Origin of the sequence: Bacillus rugosus (assembly GCF_023238245.1) — a bacterium.
Taxonomy (GTDB): Bacteria; Bacillota; Bacilli; order Bacillales; family Bacillaceae; genus Bacillus; species Bacillus rugosus.
Window position 1 is genome coordinate 4043643 of the sequence record NZ_CP096590.1, and the last position, 18328, is coordinate 4061970.

Consider the following 18328-nt stretch of genomic DNA (forward strand, 5'->3'; position numbering starts at 1 on the left):
AGTAAAATGCTCGATTCGGGCCAGCTGCTTATAATTCCTCGCCGTTCGTTCGAATGACGTTTTTGTACCACTCAAATGAATCTTTTTTATATCGTTTCATGGAACCGTTTCCTTCATTATCACGATCTACATAGATCATGCCGTAGCGTTTTTTCATTTCGCCTGTTGTAAAGGAGACGATATCAATAATCCCCCATGGCGTGTAGCCGATTAAATCTACACCGTCGTAAGTGACCGCCTTTTCCAATGCTTCAATATGTGACTTTAAATATTGAATCCGTTCCGGATCATGAATCGTGCCGTCTTCTTCCAGCGTATCTATTGCGCCAAAGCCGTTTTCAACGATAAATAACGGGATTTGGTAGCGGTCATAAAAACGGTTTAACGTATATCTCAGTCCGGTTGGATCAATCGCCCAGCCCCAATCACTGGATGTGATGTACGGATTTTCGACACCATTCGGCAATCCCCCGTTGACGATATCGCCCGTATTATCATTTTCCACATCGCTTTTCACAGTTGTTGACATGTAATAGCTGAAGCCTAAGTAATCAACGGTTCCGTTTTTTAAAATCTCATCATCGCCGTCTTCGAATATGATGTGATAGCCTTCTCGTTCAAATTCCTTCAACGCGTAGCTTGGGTAGTAACCGCGAACCTGTACATCCGGGAAGAAGTAGCGCTGTCTCATTTCTTCCTCAGCCAGCATGACGTCTTCAGGATTGGAGGAGAAAGGATAAATCGGCACGTGTGACACCATGGCCCCAATTTGGAACTCTGGGTTGATATCTTTTCCTTTTGACACCGCTAACGCGCTCGCCACTAATTCATGGTGCGCCGTTTGGTACATCACTTCCTTGGCGTTTTCATTATCGCCGACCACAACACCTGAATTCGTCCATAGGAACAGCGGATTGTTCACATCCATTTGGTTGTTGATCTCATTAAATGTCATCCAGTACTTCACTTTATCTTTGTAACGGTTGAAGCAAGCCTCTGCGAAATTGACGAAGAAGTCGACGACTTTCCGGTTTCTAAAGCCGCCGTATTCCCTTGCCAGGTGCAGCGGCATTTCAAAGTGAGACAGCGTAATGACCGGCTCGATTCCATGCTTCAGCAATTCATCAAACACATCATCATAGAACTGCAAGCCCGCTTCGTTCGGTTCTGCCTCATCGCCTTTCGGGAAAATCCGGCTCCAGCCGATAGACGTCCGCAAGCATTTTAATCCCATTTCTGCAAACAATGCGATATCTTCCTTGTATCGGTGATAGAAATCAATGGCTTCATGGTTCGGATAAAATTCGTTCTCTTCAATGGTATCCGTGATTTTTCTCGGGACGCCGTGTGCACCCGCTGTCATCACATCGACGACACTTGGCCCTTTACCGCCTTGATTCCATCCGCCTTCAAATTGGTGGGCTGCTAAAGCGCCGCCCCATAAAAAATCCTTCGGCATGTTTCCCATGTTTTATTCCTCCTCAGCTTACGACTGTAAATAATTTTTGCTCCAACGTACTTTCTTCAAGATCCTCGATGAGAATTTCCTGATACGCATGTGAATTCGTGATGATGACTGGCGTAATCGTTGTTAACCCTTTCTCTTCAATGAAAGCTTTATCAAATTCAACAAGCACTTCGCCTTTTTTGACTGTATCGCCATCTCTCACCTTCAAGGAAAAAGGAGTGCCGTCTAATGTCACCGTATCCAGTCCGATGTGCACTAGCAATTCGACGCCAGTCGCTGAACGAAGGCCGATCGCATGCTTTGTAGGCGCGACCATGACGACGGTTCCGTCAAATGGGGCATAGAGCTTGTTATCAGATGGCTCAATTGCCAAACCTTGTCCCATTGCACCTGAACTGAATACCTCATCAGGCACCTTAGAAAGCGGGATGACCTTGCCGCTAAATGGAGCATATACTGTCTCTTCATTTGCCTGTTCCGCTTGAAGATTACCCTTTTCCGTCTGTGCAGCAGTATCTTCACCGTAGCCAAAGATCTGAATCAGCACAACAGGGAGAATAATCGCAATCGCAGCACCGACTAAAATGCCCCAGATGGATGTAGGGAATTGTTCATTGATGCCATTCACGATTGTCAGAGGTCCCGGAAGGCCCGCGTAGGCAAAGTAATACGGATTAAAAAAGCTTGCTGCGACTGCGCCAACCGCGCCGGAAATACATCCAAAGATAAACGGCTTCTTAAATCTCAAGGTCACACCATAGATCGCCGGCTCTGTAATGCCAAACAGTCCTGTGACCCCAGCCGAAACGCTGACTTTTCTCGTTTCCTTGTTTCTTGCTTTCAAAATGACGCCAAGCACGGCCCCAACCTGCGCAATGACTGCAATCGTTTGATACGCCTGGAATGAATCACGTCCGTATAAATCATAGTTCGCCAATACCATAGGTGTGATGCCCCAATGTACACCAAAGATGACGATGACCTGCCAGAATGCGCCGATGATCGCTCCAGCCAAAGCCGGCACGTTTTCCGCCAAGAAGTTGTAACCGTTTGCAATTCCATTTGCGCCTAATGTTGTCACAGGGCCAATGAGAACAATCGTTAACGGCACCATGATCACCATGCATAGAAACGGAACAAACAACGGTCTGACCACTTCGTTCATTCTCTTATTCAAGAATCGTTCAACATAAGACAAAATCCACACTAAAAATAATGGCGGCAGCACGGAAGACGTGTATGTCGTTTGCGATAAAGCAATCCCTAAGAAAGAAATGCTCTTTCCGTCTGCAATTTGAGCCGCCATCTCCGCCCATGTCGGACTGACTAACGCGGCACAGCACGCTACAGCGATATACGTGTTCGTTTTAAAATGCTTTGATGCCGTAATCGCGATAAAAATAGGCAAAAACGTAAACGGCGCCCAAGATATGAAACTGAAAACCTGATAAACTCCTGTTTTCTCAAAACCAGAAAACAATAAGTTATTGATAATTAATGCCCCTTGCAAAATACCAGCAGCGGCCAGAATGTACACAAACGGCGCAAACACAGCTGACATCGTCGCAATAATCCGGTTCAACATCGTTCCTTTATTCTCGCTCTGTTCGCCGGAAAGATCAATATTGACCAGCTTAGAAAATTCCTCGAAGACTTCCCCTACATGCTGTCCAATGACAACCTGGAATTGACCGCTGTTCTCTACAACCGTAATGACGCCAGGCATCGACTTTACGATATCCTTCGCTTTAGGGTTAGACCGCTTCAGCACCAAGCGAAGCCTGGTTGCGCAGCGAGAAGCTCCAATCACATTCTCTTCCCCGCCTACGGCCTCCAAAATGTCTTTTGCTAGTCTTGCATAATCTCTCACTTTCCCCGACATTCTCACCCACCCCTTTGTTTTGGTTACGCTTTCATTATAATTGTACCGGTATAATTTATCAATACTCAAACAAAATATTTGTACACTAACTATTATTGTAAGCGGTTTATGCTATAATTTTGACAAGTGAAACTAAACGAATAAATGAGGAATGCGTATGTTAAAGTACCAGCAAATCGCAGCGGAAATTGAAACATATATAGAAGAACACCAGCTCAAACAGGGAGACAAACTGCCAGTGCTAGAAACCCTCATGGCCCAGTTTGAAGTCAGCAAAAGCACAATCACAAAGTCCCTGGATCTATTAGAGCAAAAAGGCGCGATCTTTCAGCTCAGAGGAAGCGGCATCTTCGTCAGAAAGCATAAACGAAAAGGCTATATCAGCCTCCTGTCGAATCAGGGATTTAAAAAAGATCTCGAGGATTTCAACGTCACCTCAAAAGTCATTGAACTGGATGTGAGAAAGCCGACACCGGAAGCGGCAGAAAACCTGAACATTGGAATTGACGAGGACATCTACTTTGTTAAAAGGGTCCGCTACATCAACGGCCAAACCCTATGCTACGAAGAATCCTATTACAACAAATCCATCGTGACGTATTTAAACAACGAAATCGTCTCCCACTCCATCTTCCATTACATCCGGGAGGGACTGGGATTGAAGATTGGTTTTTCTGATTTGTTTCTTCACGTGGGCCAGCTTAATGAGGAGGAAGCGGAGTATTTGGAGTTGGAGGCTGGACAGCCGAAGCTGTATATAGAGAGTATTTTTCACCTGACGAATGGGGTCCCGTTTGATTACTCGAAGATTTCTTATAATTATGAGCAGTCGCAGTTTGTGGTGCAGGCTAATAGTTTTTTATTATAGGGCTGCTTCGCTACGGAAGGTGTCGACATGTACAAAATCATCATTCCTGCAATTCTAGTCATCTTCATGCTCTGGATACTCTTACAGATTTCACTGGAGATGAGCATCGTTAAGAATCCAATGAACTACTTTATTGTATTCATTATCTTCTTTCTATTTATAAAGATGGTGAAAGAAAAACAACGAACGGCTATAGAAAACCAGATTAAACATCTGGTTTTTTGTGTTTTACCTTATTCACTCGTTTCAATTGTCTCTAAAAGCAGTTATGCGGTACTATCATATAAAGGTCTAATGATGAAAAATAATGTCATACTTTTAAATTCACCTTATCATGCACATGCTCATATATAGGGGTTTATTCTAAAAAGGGGATGGACGATTTTGGAAAGCAAGTACTTAGATCTACTCGCACAAAAATACGATTGTGAAGAAAAAGTTGTAACAGAAATCATCAATTTGAAAGCGATACTGAACCTGCCAAAAGGCACTGAGCATTTTGTCAGTGATTTGCACGGGGAGTACCAGGCATTCCAGCACGTGCTGCGTAATGGTTCAGGACGAGTCAAAGAGAAGATACGCGACATCTTCAGCGGTGTCATTTACGATAGAGAAATCGATGAATTAGCAGCATTGGTCTATTATCCGGAAGACAAACTGAAGTTAATCAAACATGACTTTGATGCGAAACCAGCATTAAACGAGTGGTATAAAGAAACGATTAATCGAATGATTAAGCTCGTTTCATATTGTTCCTCCAAGTATACCCGCTCCAAACTGCGCAAAGCACTGCCAGCCCAGTTTGCTTATATTACGGAGGAGCTGCTATACAAAACAGAACAAGCTGGCAACAAGGAGCAATATTACTCCGAAATCATTGATCAGATCATTGAGCTTGGCCAAGCCGATAAGCTGATCACCGGTCTTGCTTACAGCGTTCAGCGATTGGTGGTCGACCATCTGCATGTGGTCGGCGATATTTACGACCGCGGACCGCAGCCGGATAGAATTATGGAAGAACTGATCAATTATCATTCTGTCGATATTCAGTGGGGAAATCACGATGTCCTTTGGATCGGTGCCTATTCCGGTTCCAAAGTGTGCCTGGCCAATATTATCCGCATCTGTGCCCGCTATGACAACCTGGATATTATTGAAGACGTGTACGGCATCAACCTGAGACCGCTGCTGAACCTGGCCGAAAAATATTATGACGATAATCCAGCGTTTCGCCCAAAAGCAGACGAAAACAGACCGGAGGAAGAGATTAAGCAAATCACAAAAATCCATCAAGCGATTGCCATGATCCAATTCAAGCTTGAGAGCCCGATTATCAAGAGACGGCCGAACTTTAATATGGAGGAACGGCTGTTATTAGAGAAAATAGATTATGACAAAAACGAAATCACGCTGCACGGAAAAACATATCAGCTGGAAAACACCTGCTTTGCGACAATCAATCCGGAACAGCCAGATCAGCTATTAGAGGAAGAAGCAGAAGTCATAGACAAGCTGCTATTCTCTGTCCAGCATTCCGAAAAACTGGGCCGCCATATGAATTTTATGATGAAAAAAGGCAGCCTTTATTTAAAATATAACGGCAACCTGTTAATTCACGGCTGTATTCCTGTCGATGAAAACGGCAATATGGAAACGATGATGATTGAGGATAAAGCCTATGCGGGCCGTGAGCTGCTCGATGTATTTGAACGGTTCTTACGGGAAGCGTTTGCCCATCCCGAAGAAACCGATGATCTGGCGACAGATATGGCCTGGTATTTATGGACAGGCGAGTACTCCTCCCTCTTCGGAAAACGCGCCATGACAACATTTGAGCGGTATTTCATCAAAGAGAAGGAAACGCATAAAGAGAAGAAAAACCCGTATTACTATTTACGTGAAGACGAGGCAACCTGCCGAAACATCCTGGCAGAATTCGGCCTCAATCCAGATCATGGCCATATCATCAACGGCCACACACCAGTAAAAGAAATCGAAGGAGAAGACCCAATCAAAGCAAACGGAAAAATGATCGTCATCGACGGCGGCTTCTCCAAAGCCTACCAATCCACAACAGGCATCGCCGGCTACACGCTGCTATACAACTCCTACGGCATGCAGCTCGTCGCCCACAAACACTTCAACTCCAAGGCAGAAGTCCTAAGCACCGGAACCGACGTCTTAACGGTGAAGCGATTAGTGGACAAAGAGCTCGAGCGTAAGAAAGTGAAGGAAACGAATGTGGGTGAGGAACTGCTGCAGGAAGTTGCGATTTTGGAGAGTTTGCGGGAGTATCGGTATATGAAGTGAGGAAATTTAGAGTTCAGAGAAGATGACAGGCTCCCCCTAAGGTAGACGATGGAATGAAATTTCTATTTTACTTGGGGAGTTTCTCTATGTCTGGAAAACGGCACTCAAAATAAGTAAAAAATAAACATACTTTCAGAATGTGATCAGGGAGATATTTTCGGTGAAGGGGTTAGAATATGGCATTTAAAATAAATGGATGCACGACATAATATACTGGCGTTAAGAGCCCGGAATGCGCTAAACACTATAAGTTCTACGCTGCAGGAACTGAAACAAGCTGCCGTGAAAGACTTCTCTGAGAGGATATCATGAGAAAATATCAAATTTCAAGTAAATCCCTGCTGAACAAATGATCTGGACTTCATAATGGTCATAAAGTGTTAAAAGATAGCGGGAGAGGAAGAAATTTTTTTATGAAGAAACGAGAATTCACAGAAAGGATTAAACAAGAGCTGAGACCTGAAGAAAAGTTCTGAATATACATCTTTAAATTCCTTCATTTTTATTATGGTTGCTTGTAATCAAACTAAAATACAGTTCTCAATACTCACTAATACATTTACCTCTTCTTTAAAATTATGATAAAATATATCTATTATCTAGAAAGGGTGGAATTTTTTGAATCATAAATTGGATGAATTTAAAATCATATCTGTTTTTAACCACAAAGGTGGTGTAAGCAAAACAACTACAACTTACAATATTGGTTGGAAATTGGCGGACAAAGGATATAAAGTTTTATTAGTAGATGGAGATCCACAATGCAATCTTACAGGTTTACTTTTAAAAGAGGATTTCGAAGATTACTATATGGGAGAGCATAGCTATAATAATATAAAAGATGCTGTTCGCCCTGCATTTGAAGGGGCACCTCAACCTATTAAAGCTATTGACTGCTATTCACCTTCAGAAAATCAAAATCTTTACTTGATACCAGGACACATGGACTTGTCAGAATATGACCCAGCTTTAAGCTTGGCACTAAATAGCAATAATGCAATTACTACTCTACAAAACTTACCAGGTTCTTTTTATGAACTAATAAAGCTTTGTGTCGACAAATATTCAATTGACTATGTGCTAATAGATATGAATCCTGGATTAAGTGCTATAAACCAAACATTTTTTATTTCTTCGGACGCATTTATAATTCCAACAAACCCGGATCCATTCTCTATAATGGCCTTAAAAACAATGAGTAAAATCTTACCGAGATGGAGACAATGGGCTAATAACTATGCTCCTGTTTTTTCTAGCGCAACATACCCACTCCCACAAAGAAGCCCTAAGTTTGCTGGTGAGATTATTCAAAGATTCAATTTACGTAATAAAAAACCTGCAGCTGCTTATAATGATAAGATTACTGAAATTCAGAATTTTATTGAAAACAATTTCCTATCCATTTTAAAACCTGTTGATATGGTATATGATATTACAGAAGCTAAAACAGCTAATTATATTGATTCGTATTGTTTAGCTCAGATTCCTGAGTTTGGTGCTTTAAATCAAAGATCTCATGAACATGGTGTGCCAATTTTTGCATTGAGTGAAGAACAAATGGGAACAACCGGTCCCGTTAAGGCTCAGATGTTAGAGAAACAGAAAGAGCTAAATACCATTTTTGAGAAATTAACAAACGCGATTATTAAGACAGTAAAATGAATTTAGCACTTAATCAGTTTAAATTAATAATCAAAGATACACAGCAGATGACAACTGTTTATGAGCATTTTAATGTATCGATTTTAGATGACTTACTAAGGTGGCAATGGACTCAAGCTGTCTCAGCTTTAGATAAATATATACATGATATAATAAAAATTGGACTCATTAAAACATTTAATAAAGAAATAACTCCTACCAATAGTTTTAATAGTTTCTCTATACCGATTTCAATTATTGAAGATTCATCACTTGTTTCACATGCATTTGAACAATTCATAGTTAAAAAATTGGCTTTTAATTCATATCAAACTGCAGAAAAAATTAATGAAGGGTTGTCATTAATCTGGACAGAACCACATAAGTGGCAGACTATTTCAATTAAAATGGGGATGGAAAAAAAAACTCTTACTAAGAAGTTAAACCTTATTGCTCAAAGGCGTAACCAAATAGTCCATCAAAGTGACTACCCATCATTTTATCTTGAAAAAGAGAAACTCAATCCTACTCAAACTGCAGATGTAATTAGTTTTATTGACCAACTGGTTGAAATAATCCATTATGAATTACAAAGCGAATTCACCAATAGGAAAATAATTGGAAAAGGTAATCTACGTTGATTACCTTTTCCTAATTATTTCATTTACAATTAACTGTGAAAAGAACAAACATGTTATTAACAACAAATCTTCAATATTGTAAAATACTAGATATCCAAAGAAAAAGTCAAATTACTTCAGTTTATAGAATAGAGAATTCCTTAATTATTAAGATTGAAAATGTTAAACTTTTTACCTTCTCTTTTTCGGTTCTCTAACCATTTTTTTAAGTTCTCATCACTGACTAACTTTCTGACAAGTAGTTTTTCATGTTGTTTCAATTTTCTACCCAAACTTTTTCTAAGTGTTATATATGACTTGATAATTGAAGCTAGATATATAATATTAACCTCTAAAGAAATGATTAAAAGTTGATTATTATCTAGATGGTTACTTCTTTTAAAACGGTCATAATTACTCATACCTAAAGGAAAGGAATGGACACTATTAGAAAATAAATTATATATACCTTTCTCTACATCCTCATTTACAGTACTCATTTTTCTTTTAATGCGATAATTTAAATAAGGTTTTTTACCCCTTATAATTTGCCTCTTTGTAGTTTTATCTAAACTATCAAACTCTGGGTAATCTGCACTTAGATTCTCTGGATTGGTTACAAAATTACTATGTAGCTGCATCATCGAATCATGTTCATCGAAACCTAATTTCTTTAGAATGTTAACTGTGCATTTACTTTGGTAATATGCCAACAGTTCCATTCTAAAAGACAATTCTGAACTACTAATACCTATTTCACACAAATAATTATATACGTTATGAGTTTCTATAATATTTCTTGAGATACTTACAAGCGTACCTACATCCAGAAATCTTAAATCTTTTTTTTCTTTAGGAATTAAACTCATATAACTATTTGCATTTAAAATTGCTTTATTTAATAATGTTTCTCCATAAAATGCTCTTAAAGTAGTGGGGGGTATATTTATATCTATTAAACTTTTCCCTATTTTAATAAGTGCTTTAAAAGCATCTATTCGATTAACAATTGAAATAAAGATCACCTCATTTATAATTCAAATTATTTATGATAAAGTTTACCGTGACATATCTAAATAAGGTTTTTATTAATTGATTTTTATTTAATAGGATACTTTTACTGATATCGGACATGCTTCTGCTCAAGACTTTCGAAGCCATCACAGAACTGCAGTAAGTTGCTACAACTAGAATTTCTTTTTCCAATCGTTTCGTTCTCTTGCGTTGTCTTCGATACACACAAAACGTTCTGGATAAAGTTGGATTCCCATAAAAAATTTCCGATTGTTCAAGTGGATCATGGCCTTGTTTCTTCTTAATGGAAAATACGGGAATATTTTCGGATAGGTAGAGTAACGTTGGACAAACTCACCCTACAATAGGGGAAGGAAACTTCAGGACGGTTTGACGATAGATGAATTGTCACAAAAATGATTTGTTAATTCATGAGAATTATATTCCAAATTTAGTCGAGAAGCTGAATCAATTAATTCATGGTCTCCACTTCTTCTTTTTCCCCTGAACATCCCTAGAAAGAATTAACAACTACTTTTGAAAAGAACCCAATTTAACTTGATGCTTACAATTTTTACTCCTGCCACAAGGGCCTGGTTCGTTTCTTCCTAATATTAATCACCCACAACCTTCGCTGTGCAAAGATCATCATTTATCTTTATCATAATCGTTATTAATAATCTAAGAGCATGCAGATAATTCACATAATGCTCATTTTCATTCTCATACCCAGAAGATGTACCATGTAAATACTTGTTCCTCAAGTCATATCCATTGATAAAATTTCTTTTATTCAGATAGTAATCTATATAATCGGATTCTTGCCTTGTTAATAGTGTATTTTCGGAAACTAAAGCTCTTTCATTTAATAACTTATCAACTTCTTTCTTTAGAGCATTAGATAGCTTACTAGTTACGACTACACCGTTTATATGGATATAATAATATATAAGTGTTATATTCCTATTGACCAACACTACTTCATTATCGTCGTTTACCGTTACATAATCATTTTCAACAAGCCAATCTAAAGACGATTTTTGATAATCCTCTATGTCATGTAAATACAGCTTATCAGTATCCAACCTTTCAATAAGCGTATTATATTGACTATCACCATAATTCGGGAAATAAGTAAGGTTACTTTGGTCAGAGAACATAATATTTCTCAATATTCTAGCCTCATCATTATTTGGCGCTATATACACGTATCTGTTATTTGTCATGCTTGGGCATTCAGAAAATAGCAAAGGCTTACTTTCCATTTGTACAAGCTCTTCATCAATGTAACCATCCTCTAAATAAAACTTATACTTCTTGATTATACTTTCAATAGTTGGAAATATAGATTTGCACTTTTCAAAATTTGGATTATCTATAGGCGGTAGCTTAATGTTGAAGTCTTCAATATAGAATTCCTCTTTTAGATAAACATTAAAGAACCATTCAATTATTGCTTCTAAATCTTTGTTTTTACTCTTTAAGAATGAATAATATAGATGCATTTGTGCTAAGGATAAAGATTCTCTTATTGAGAACTCTGTACCGGTCTTGTATTCTTTTTCATGAGCAAAACCAAATCTATCAAAGACACTTGCATATATTTCATTATATGGGAATTTAGAAACCATATCTTTATTTACGAACTCGAATATGTATATAAAGTTGTTCAATAATGTTGGATTATCAAGATTAGATTCTAACCATTCTTTATCAACCTCTGTTCCTACTTTATTTAATGAGTAATGCTGCTTCACAGTACCCTCTACATTTTCTTTGAACTCAACTACTATATCCGTTCCAATCCCACTACCATCTTTAAAGAGTCCACTCTCAAGTCTCTCGCTTACTCTTTTTGCTTTCAATTTAACTCTAGTATCCAAAGCAAACTCTTTCGTATTCTGTACATTACTAAGAAGCCTGGTGTAATTTAAATTAGGCTTGTCTAAATCTAGATAGGTGCTAATAATCTGCTCCTTGTCTTCTATAGTTAATGATTGTGGCAAATAAGATTCCTGTCGTTCGCTCCTATTTTTCAATAAAAATTTATCCAAAAGTAAATTTGTACTACCTTCTGAATTATTAAGCATGTATTCTCTTAATTCCACATCATATTTCATCACAAGTTTATGTAGCTTAAATATTTGCCATGCAAATACATCAAGTTCATCAAGAAACATCTTAAATCTGCTTTCTGTAATATCACTCAACTTTCTTTTTTCTACTATTTCCCAAAAATATTCCTTATATCTGAAATCTACCTCTTCATATTCGGCTAAGATGTCTGAATGCTGATTAATATATTTACCTACTAACGAGTTAGCTATACTACTTTTTTCTTTAATCCATTCCTCTTTATCTTCACCAAGATATAATAGAAACGTATCGTCCTTAACATACTTGATGATATTATATAATTCTATAGCTTCATTGATATTCTCTATTACATGCCCAATCGCCAACTCTTCATAAACTTCTTTAGCCTTATCTAGCATATATCCTTTTGCCAAATCTGGCCCTTTGTAGTACTCTACACCTCTATATCCTTCTTTCACCATGCTTTCCTCTCCTTTCTTTAATATTAATATTCTTTGACAAACTCCTACGTTGCCTTCTCTTTTGATTTTCAAAGTCGAATTGGGAGGGTTCTTTTTACGTCATTATTCTGTTCCTATTAGCAAATAAATTCTTTTCCCCAAAAACCTCATTTACTTATGATACGGCTCCCCACGATTAATCCGAAAAGCCCGATAAATCTGCTCTACCAAAATCAACCGCATCAACTGATGAGGAAACGTCATTTTTGAAAACGACAGCTTGTCATCCGCTCGCTTCATCACTGCGTCACTCAATCCGAGTGATCCGCCAATGACGAAGGTGACTTTGCTTTTTCCATAAGTAGCCAGCTTATCTATTGTATCGGCTAGTTCTTCGGATGTTTTCATTTTTCCTTCGATGGCGAGAGCAATCACGTGGGCGTCGGGGCTGATTTTTGCTAGGATGCGGTCGCCTTCTTTGTCTTTTATGATTTTCATGTCCTGGTCGCTTAGGTTTTCCGGCGCTTTTTCGTCCGGGAGTTCGATGATGTCGATTTTTGCGTAGGCCGAAAGTCGTTTGGTATATTCTTCAATGCCTTGCTTGAGGTATTTTTCTTTTAGTTTTCCGATTGTCACAATATTGATATTCACAGGTCATCCCCACTTTAAAAACAAGTTATTCATATATGTTGTCCACAATTGTGGATATCTTTTCTGTATTTTGTGTAAGATCATTCGTTCCCCACTATATATACTGCGGGGTCCCCACATAATTCACAGGTTGTGGATAAACTGTTAGTATGTTCGATTTTTCTGATTTCGGGCGGCAGCTCGTGGTCGTCTATGTACATATCCAGTACCGTTTCGATGTGTTCTTCACAGGAATAATACGCTTGTTTCATGTTCAAATCCTCCGATGTTTTCTTCCATTTTTACAATTGTTCTCTTCTCAATATAACCTATTTATTCACATGTTAGTAGTGCTTCGGGCTGAGTTTTATCCACAATTCGACAAACAAGCTGTTGATGACTCTATTTCGCACGTGTGTTAGTTTGGATGTAACACATGTGTGGGGAGGTCTGTATTTGCGCTTTAGATGGATTTGGCTTTTTGTGATCATGCTGCTGCTTGCTGGGTGTCAGCCGTCTTATTGGGTGTTGGAGAAGGATCGAATCGGTGAAGGCAGTCCAGACTTAGAAATATACGCTAATTATCTCCAAATGCATGATGACGTGAAAGGATATCAAGTCTTCACCATATCAGAAGGCAAAAAAATGGTCGTCGTGTCTCTCGGAAGCAGCGAGAAAGATAAGAAGCTTGAAGTGTCGGACGTCAAATTCTCATCTAAAGAAACGATTGTAACTGTGGAGCGAAAACCTGCTCCTACGGCAAATGAGAAAAACCCTTTTATTTTGATTGGACTGGACAAAATTGAAGGGGATTTAATTGTTCAAGACGAAACAGGAGATCGCTTTGAAGAAACGGATTACCAGCAATAAAGCCGGCGTTCTGAGAACGTCCGGCTTTTTCTTTTACTTCAATGTCCCATGCGGGTCGATGACGAATTTTTTGGCTGCGCCTTTGTCGAAGTCGCTGTAGCCTTTTGGCGCGTCGTCCAGAGAAATAACGGTGGCATTGACGGCTTTTGCGATCTGCGCTCTGCCGCTCAGGATCGCTTTCATCAAATTGCGGTTGTATGTCATGGCGGGTGTTTGTCCGGTGACGAAGGTGTGGGCTTTGGCCCAGCCGAGACCGAAGCGGATTTTTAGTGAGCCTGTTTTGGCGTCCGCATCCTTTGCGCCGGGATCTTCGGTCACGTATAAGCCTGGAATGCCAAGGCTGCCTCCGACCTGGGTGACGTCCATGATTGAGTTCAGCACGGCGGCAGGCGCTTCTCCTTGATTGCCGTGTCCGGATGCTTCAAAGCCGACACAGTCCACTGCGGCATCAACGGTTGGTTCACCTAGTATTTGTTCAATTTGCTCGCCGAGGCGGTCGTGTTTTTGCACGTTGACCGTTTCACAGCCGAAGCTTCTCGCCTGTGCCAGTCTGTCTTCGTTCAGATCGCCGACAATCACCGTCGAAGCACCGAGGAGCTGGGCGGAGTGTGCAGCTGCTAAGCCGACAGGCCCCGCTCCTGCGATATAAACGGTAGAACCTGTTTGCACGCCCGCTGTGTATGCCCCGTGGAAGCCGGTCGGAAAAATATCGGACAGCATGGTCAAATCGAGAATCTTTTCTAACGCCTGTTCTTTATCAGGGAATACCAAAAGCTGAAAATCAGCGTACGGCACCATGACGTATTCCGACTGTCCGCCGACCCAGCCGCCCATATCGACGTAGCCGTAAGCCGATCCCGGCCGGTCCGGATTGACATTCAGGCACACATGCGTTTTCTGCGTTTTGCACATCACACAGCGTCCGCAGGCAATATTGAAAGGAACGGATACGATATCGCCTTTTTTGATAAATTCTACGTCCCGCCCCGTTTCAATGACTTCTCCCGTAATTTCATGTCCAAGCACCAAGCCTTCAGGCGCTGTTGTGCGGCCTCTGACCATATGCTGGTCGCTTCCACAAATGTTAGTTGTAATGACTTTGAGAATAACCCCATGCTCACATTTTCGATTCACATTCGCCTTCGGAACGCCGGGCCCGTCCTTCAAGATTAACTCCGGATAACCGATATCCTCCACCGCTACAGTCCCATTGCCTTTGTACACAACCGCTTTGTTTCCTGTCAACGTCATTCCTCCCATGCATGTGTTTGGACTTTGCGTCCTTGATCATGACTTCGGTTCGGCATGACTCTTTCCCTTTTTCACGACTGTTTTTTCTGTATTCTTACAACAACAAATATGACAAGAAAGCAGCCAATAATGGTTCCGCCGATGTCTAAGAAGTCGACTTTACATCCATTTAACAAGAACACAGTAATAGCCGAAACCAGGCAGATCATAACTGCCAGAAGAATAACCCGTTTGGTCTGCATGTAACTCCTCCTTTAGATTCGTTTCTAAACCATACCCAAAATCCTCTGCAAACTTCGGTTCAACAAAAAAAAGAGACTTCACACCAGTCTCTTCATAATTAGAGATCAATTAAAAAATTTCCTGAGAAATAATGTGACAACACTGGTTACTAACGCAATTGCAGTATAGAGCACAACCCAAAACATGAATGAACTATTACCGGAAGCTAACGTAAATAACAATATCAAACTCGCGATAAGGACAATCAGAGGCGCCACCCAAAATCTCTTAAATAAAAAATAACCCGCTATACCAAATACACCTGCAATGATCGGAAAGCCAAAAACGATAAATAACACAGCGATGGCTCCCATACTAACCTCCTTCAGCCTTAAAACTCCTTCATCACCTCAAAATCATACAGCTTCAAATGACTCTTCGGCGTCACAATCTCCTTTACCTTCCTGATCTCTTTTTCCTTCACTTTCTTCCCGGTTTTCAGGCTGTATTGTTCAATGTATGCGGGCTGTTTGTACGTGTATGTGAAGAAATAGAGATTGCTGCCTTTTCGGGTGATTTCTTTGAAATCGGCTTTCATTTTTTCTGGTGAAAGGGTGAAGGCGATGCTTGTTTTTCCTGTCTTGGCATTGATTTTGTATACCTTTCCGAAGCCGTCAATGAAATACAGGTACCCGTCATAAGGGAAAAAGCTGTTTTTAAAGCTGAAGGGCATGGAGCTGTATATCGTTTGTTCGTCGTTTTTGTATTCGGCGATGTCGTGCAGCTCTACTTTGCCGCTTTTTTTGTTGATCTTGACCATTTGATAAAGATTGCGGGCTTTTTGGCCGCGAACCATAACAAAAACAGCTTGGTCGTCCATGGCAAGCTGGGATTCGACTGAGGCTCCTTCCCGGTACTGCCATTCCGTTATCTTGTGATAAGTGAGCTTCCTTTGATCTACTTGAATCTGAAGGAGCTGATAGCCTTTTTCGTCAGCTGTCGGAACGAGTGCGTAAATGGCACCGTTATGAAAACCGGAGGCCCGAATGTAGTATGGGATGACGTCTTTTTTCCACTCTCCGTCCATCTGGCGGTACAGCTCTGAGCGGTATCCGTCTCTCTTTTTGTCGTAGCCGGAGTTGTATAAGGTATAAAAACCGTCCGTGTTTTGCAGAAAGCCCGCGCTGTCTCCGGTGTGCTGGTAGGTTCTTTTATGGGAGCGCAGGCCGTTTTTGATCGTGTAAATCGTGTTTTTGTCCTCCAGCATCACACTGTCGCCGTGAACCTTGGCTGAGCCCAGCTCAAGGCCCTTCATCTTAAAGGAAGACAGCGACCCGTCCTGGCTGATAAACAGGGCGTAGCTTTTCCCGCCGCCAAATGCGTCTTGATCCGCAGAGGTTGAGAGATACAGCAGGACTTCTTTGTCATCCAGAAAATCGGCGTCTCGGAGATCCTGCTGACTCACGGCTTTATGGCTTTTGAGAGGAGAAACGAAGACAAATAGTGCGATTCCTGCGAGAATCAGCATGGCAATGGTGATCATCCACTTTTTCATTTCCTTCTCCTTAATAAATGGTCATGATGGTTGTTGTGTAGGAAGAGCTTGTGATGTCACGCGGGTATACGCCTAAGCCTCCATTGCCGTCTATATCAATGCCTGCTTTCAGCAAAAATGCAGACCATAGGAGCTTTGAACAGTTTTTGGCACCGTCATGGCCGGTATTTCTGTTATTGACGAAGTTAAATGAGTATGGGTCTCCGACTCTTGATACCGCCCAGTCGGCAGCAGATGTTTTTTGAGATGAAGTTACGCTGACTGTTTGCACGATGGAGTTGTTTTCCACGTCTCTGGCATTGTAAGCGATCTGCCTGACGCCGTCGCTCGGGACAGATTCAACAATTTTGTCAGCGGCGGAGTACATGCCGACGTGGCCGTGATTGTAGTAGGCTGTGTAGGAGTTGGTGTAATAGATATTCCCTTTCGCGCTTGTCGGGAGTTTTTTCGTGCCGGACGAGCCGCCCATGATAGACATGCCGCTTTCCTTGGCGAGCCTGTCGCCTTCTGCTTTATCAGCAGTGATTTCCTCATAGAACTGTTTCAGAATGACTTCTTGCTTTACGTGCTGCTGTTTGGCAATCTGGCTGGCGGACTTCATGATTTCCTCTGCTGTTGTACCTGGCTGCAGTGCGGCTATTTCTTCAGCATAATTTGTGGTCTTTACGGCTTTGGCGGGAGAAACAAACAGGCCGCAGCACATTGTAAGCGCCACCATAAATATTGATACCCTTTTCTTCATTCTCATTACATCTCCTCTTTTCATTTAAATGTAGGAAAAGTATATTCCCTCTCCTCTATTATATTAGGAAAATATGGAAGAGAACTAGTCCATTTACAGAATTTTTAGAAATTATTTACAGAAGGCTGTCCATAAAAAAGGCCTTTACCAGGCCCTAAAGCTTCTTACTCATCACCACGTCCGTCTCTTGAAATCCGGTCCGCTCATATAGCTTTCGCGCCGTCTGATTATGGGCAAATACATGGAGAGAAAGCTTCCGAATTCCCATGCTTCGTGCGGTCTGTTCTAAAGTTATTAATGCTTGCTTTGCATAACCCTTGCCCCGGTACGGTTCATACAACCCGAAATCGTAAATAAACGCTTCCTGCTGCGGATGCTCCGGTTCAGCATGTATCCAGAGCCAGCCAACGATTTCCTTTTCATTTAGCTCAAGGCTCCATAAATGATGATGTGGTGTTTCCAGCCCTTTCGGAAGCAAATTTGAAAAGGTCTGCCTAGACAAAAGCTGTGCATCTTCAGGCAGCCATGTCCCCGCCTTTACCTTTTCTTCCGCGTAATGCTTTGCTGTGTACGTAAGATAAGACCGAAATTCTTCTGTCTGCATAGGGGTCAGCATGATTGTCATATCATCTCTCCTTCAACATATTGACTAGAGGATTTTACATAAAATAGAAAGAGGTGTTACTATCAGAATAAGCAACTGAGATTGATAAGTCAC

At 40.7% G+C, this 18328-nt stretch carries 17 protein-coding genes and 1 pseudogene; 6 read left to right on the forward strand and 12 right to left on the reverse strand.

The window, feature by feature from the left end:
* Nucleotides 1–28: 28 nt before the first annotated feature.
* Together bglA and M0696_RS20430 are read right to left on the reverse strand one after the other, a co-directional pair.
* Entirely contained in the window at nucleotides 29–1468 is a 1440-nt protein-coding gene (gene bglA, locus M0696_RS20425) for a 6-phospho-beta-glucosidase BglA (protein ID WP_248602348.1), read from the reverse strand.
* A gap of 13 nt (nucleotides 1469–1481) precedes the next feature.
* Nucleotides 1482–3350 carry a beta-glucoside-specific PTS transporter subunit IIABC gene (locus M0696_RS20430; protein ID WP_222142393.1) on the reverse strand — a complete coding sequence of 623 codons (1869 nt, stop codon included), beginning with the start codon at nucleotides 3348–3350 and terminating at the stop codon, nucleotides 1482–1484.
* Between the two features lie 157 nt (nucleotides 3351–3507).
* On the opposite strand from M0696_RS20430, the gene M0696_RS20435 reads away from it, so the two are divergent.
* From M0696_RS20435 to M0696_RS20455, 5 genes and pseudogenes are all read left to right on the forward strand, one after another.
* The gene (locus tag M0696_RS20435) at nucleotides 3508–4218 is read left to right on the forward strand and encodes a GntR family transcriptional regulator (RefSeq protein WP_222142394.1); all 711 of its coding nucleotides are present in this window, start codon (nucleotides 3508–3510) and stop codon (nucleotides 4216–4218) included.
* 27 nt (nucleotides 4219–4245) lie between these two features.
* Nucleotides 4246–4401: pseudogene (locus M0696_RS20440) on the forward strand (hypothetical protein); the annotation flags it as partial.
* A gap of 201 nt (nucleotides 4402–4602) precedes the next feature.
* The gene (gene fbp / locus M0696_RS20445) at nucleotides 4603–6528 is read left to right on the forward strand and encodes a fructose-1,6-bisphosphatase (protein WP_248602349.1); all 1926 of its coding nucleotides are present in this window, start codon (nucleotides 4603–4605) and stop codon (nucleotides 6526–6528) included.
* A gap of 618 nt (nucleotides 6529–7146) precedes the next feature.
* Nucleotides 7147–8190, forward strand: coding sequence for a ParA family protein (locus M0696_RS20450; RefSeq protein WP_222142396.1), 1044 nt, complete (start codon nucleotides 7147–7149; stop codon nucleotides 8188–8190).
* The gene (locus M0696_RS20455) at nucleotides 8187–8810 is read left to right on the forward strand and encodes a HEPN domain-containing protein (RefSeq protein WP_248602350.1); all 624 of its coding nucleotides are present in this window, start codon (nucleotides 8187–8189) and stop codon (nucleotides 8808–8810) included. The genes M0696_RS20450 and M0696_RS20455 overlap by 4 nt, the downstream gene beginning before the upstream one ends.
* A 140-nt stretch (nucleotides 8811–8950) precedes the next feature.
* On the opposite strand, the gene M0696_RS20460 is transcribed toward M0696_RS20455, so the two are convergent.
* From M0696_RS20460 to M0696_RS20475, 4 genes are all read right to left on the reverse strand, one after another.
* Nucleotides 8951–9814, reverse strand: a complete 864-nt coding sequence (locus M0696_RS20460) for a hypothetical protein (protein ID WP_222142398.1) — start codon at nucleotides 9812–9814, stop codon at nucleotides 8951–8953.
* Nucleotides 9815–10417: 603 nt separating this feature from the next.
* Nucleotides 10418–12361, reverse strand: a complete 1944-nt coding sequence (locus tag M0696_RS20465) for a hypothetical protein (RefSeq protein WP_222142399.1) — start codon at nucleotides 12359–12361, stop codon at nucleotides 10418–10420.
* Nucleotides 12362–12511: 150 nt separating this feature from the next.
* Nucleotides 12512–12991, reverse strand: coding sequence for a 23S rRNA (pseudouridine(1915)-N(3))-methyltransferase RlmH (rlmH, locus tag M0696_RS20470; RefSeq protein WP_222142400.1), 480 nt, complete (start codon nucleotides 12989–12991; stop codon nucleotides 12512–12514).
* Between the two features lie 80 nt (nucleotides 12992–13071).
* Nucleotides 13072–13242 carry a CxxH/CxxC protein gene (locus M0696_RS20475; protein WP_065423456.1) on the reverse strand — a complete coding sequence of 57 codons (171 nt, stop codon included), beginning with the start codon at nucleotides 13240–13242 and terminating at the stop codon, nucleotides 13072–13074.
* A gap of 184 nt (nucleotides 13243–13426) precedes the next feature.
* On the opposite strand from M0696_RS20475, the gene M0696_RS20480 reads away from it, so the two are divergent.
* On the forward strand, nucleotides 13427–13840 hold the full coding sequence (locus tag M0696_RS20480) for a hypothetical protein (RefSeq protein WP_222142401.1): 414 nt from the start codon (nucleotides 13427–13429) through the stop codon (nucleotides 13838–13840).
* A 33-nt stretch (nucleotides 13841–13873) separates the two neighbouring features.
* On the opposite strand, the gene fdhA is transcribed toward M0696_RS20480, so the two are convergent.
* The 6 genes from fdhA to M0696_RS20510 all read right to left on the reverse strand — a co-directional run bounded on the left by fdhA (nucleotide 13874) and on the right by M0696_RS20510 (nucleotide 18235).
* Nucleotides 13874–15100, reverse strand: a complete 1227-nt coding sequence (gene fdhA / locus M0696_RS20485; protein WP_222142402.1) for a formaldehyde dehydrogenase, glutathione-independent — start codon at nucleotides 15098–15100, stop codon at nucleotides 13874–13876.
* A 62-nt stretch (nucleotides 15101–15162) separates the two neighbouring features.
* The gene (locus M0696_RS20490; protein ID WP_063335895.1) at nucleotides 15163–15333 is read right to left on the reverse strand and encodes a hypothetical protein; all 171 of its coding nucleotides are present in this window, start codon (nucleotides 15331–15333) and stop codon (nucleotides 15163–15165) included.
* 105 nt (nucleotides 15334–15438) lie between these two features.
* Complete coding sequence (locus M0696_RS20495) at nucleotides 15439–15687, reverse strand: DUF2651 family protein (protein ID WP_222142403.1); 249 nt, start codon at nucleotides 15685–15687, stop codon at nucleotides 15439–15441.
* 17 nt (nucleotides 15688–15704) lie between these two features.
* Nucleotides 15705–16868 carry a hypothetical protein gene (locus M0696_RS20500; protein WP_248602351.1) on the reverse strand — a complete coding sequence of 388 codons (1164 nt, stop codon included), beginning with the start codon at nucleotides 16866–16868 and terminating at the stop codon, nucleotides 15705–15707.
* 10 nt (nucleotides 16869–16878) lie between these two features.
* Nucleotides 16879–17616, reverse strand: coding sequence for a YiiX/YebB-like N1pC/P60 family cysteine hydrolase (locus M0696_RS20505; RefSeq protein WP_222142405.1), 738 nt, complete (start codon nucleotides 17614–17616; stop codon nucleotides 16879–16881).
* A 148-nt stretch (nucleotides 17617–17764) separates the two neighbouring features.
* Entirely contained in the window at nucleotides 17765–18235 is a 471-nt protein-coding gene (locus M0696_RS20510; RefSeq protein ID WP_222142406.1) for a GNAT family N-acetyltransferase, read from the reverse strand.
* Between the last annotated feature and the right edge of the window lie 93 nt (nucleotides 18236–18328).

Bases quoted from the DNA above. Each gene is read 5' to 3' on its own strand.
- bglA (WP_248602348.1), bottom strand. From the start codon at position 1,468: ATGGGAAACATGCCGAAGGATTTTTTATGGGGCGGCGCTTTAGCAGCC.
- M0696_RS20430 (WP_222142393.1), bottom strand. From the start codon at position 3,350: ATGTCGGGGAAAGTGAGAGATTATGCAAGACTAGCAAAAGACATTTTG.
- M0696_RS20435 (WP_222142394.1), top strand. From the start codon at position 3,508: ATGTTAAAGTACCAGCAAATCGCAGCGGAAATTGAAACATATATAGAA.
- M0696_RS20455 (WP_248602350.1), top strand. From the start codon at position 8,187: ATGAATTTAGCACTTAATCAGTTTAAATTAATAATCAAAGATACACAG.
- M0696_RS20465 (WP_222142399.1), bottom strand. From the start codon at position 12,361: ATGGTGAAAGAAGGATATAGAGGTGTAGAGTACTACAAAGGGCCAGAT.
- M0696_RS20475 (WP_065423456.1), bottom strand. From the start codon at position 13,242: ATGAAACAAGCGTATTATTCCTGTGAAGAACACATCGAAACGGTACTG.
- fdhA (WP_222142402.1), bottom strand. From the start codon at position 15,100: ATGGGAGGAATGACGTTGACAGGAAACAAAGCGGTTGTGTACAAAGGC.
- M0696_RS20490 (WP_063335895.1), bottom strand. From the start codon at position 15,333: ATGCAGACCAAACGGGTTATTCTTCTGGCAGTTATGATCTGCCTGGTT.
- M0696_RS20495 (WP_222142403.1), bottom strand. From the start codon at position 15,687: ATGGGAGCCATCGCTGTGTTATTTATCGTTTTTGGCTTTCCGATCATT.
- M0696_RS20500 (WP_248602351.1), bottom strand. From the start codon at position 16,868: ATGAAAAAGTGGATGATCACCATTGCCATGCTGATTCTCGCAGGAATC.
- M0696_RS20505 (WP_222142405.1), bottom strand. From the start codon at position 17,616: ATGAGAATGAAGAAAAGGGTATCAATATTTATGGTGGCGCTTACAATG.
- M0696_RS20510 (WP_222142406.1), bottom strand. From the start codon at position 18,235: ATGACAATCATGCTGACCCCTATGCAGACAGAAGAATTTCGGTCTTAT.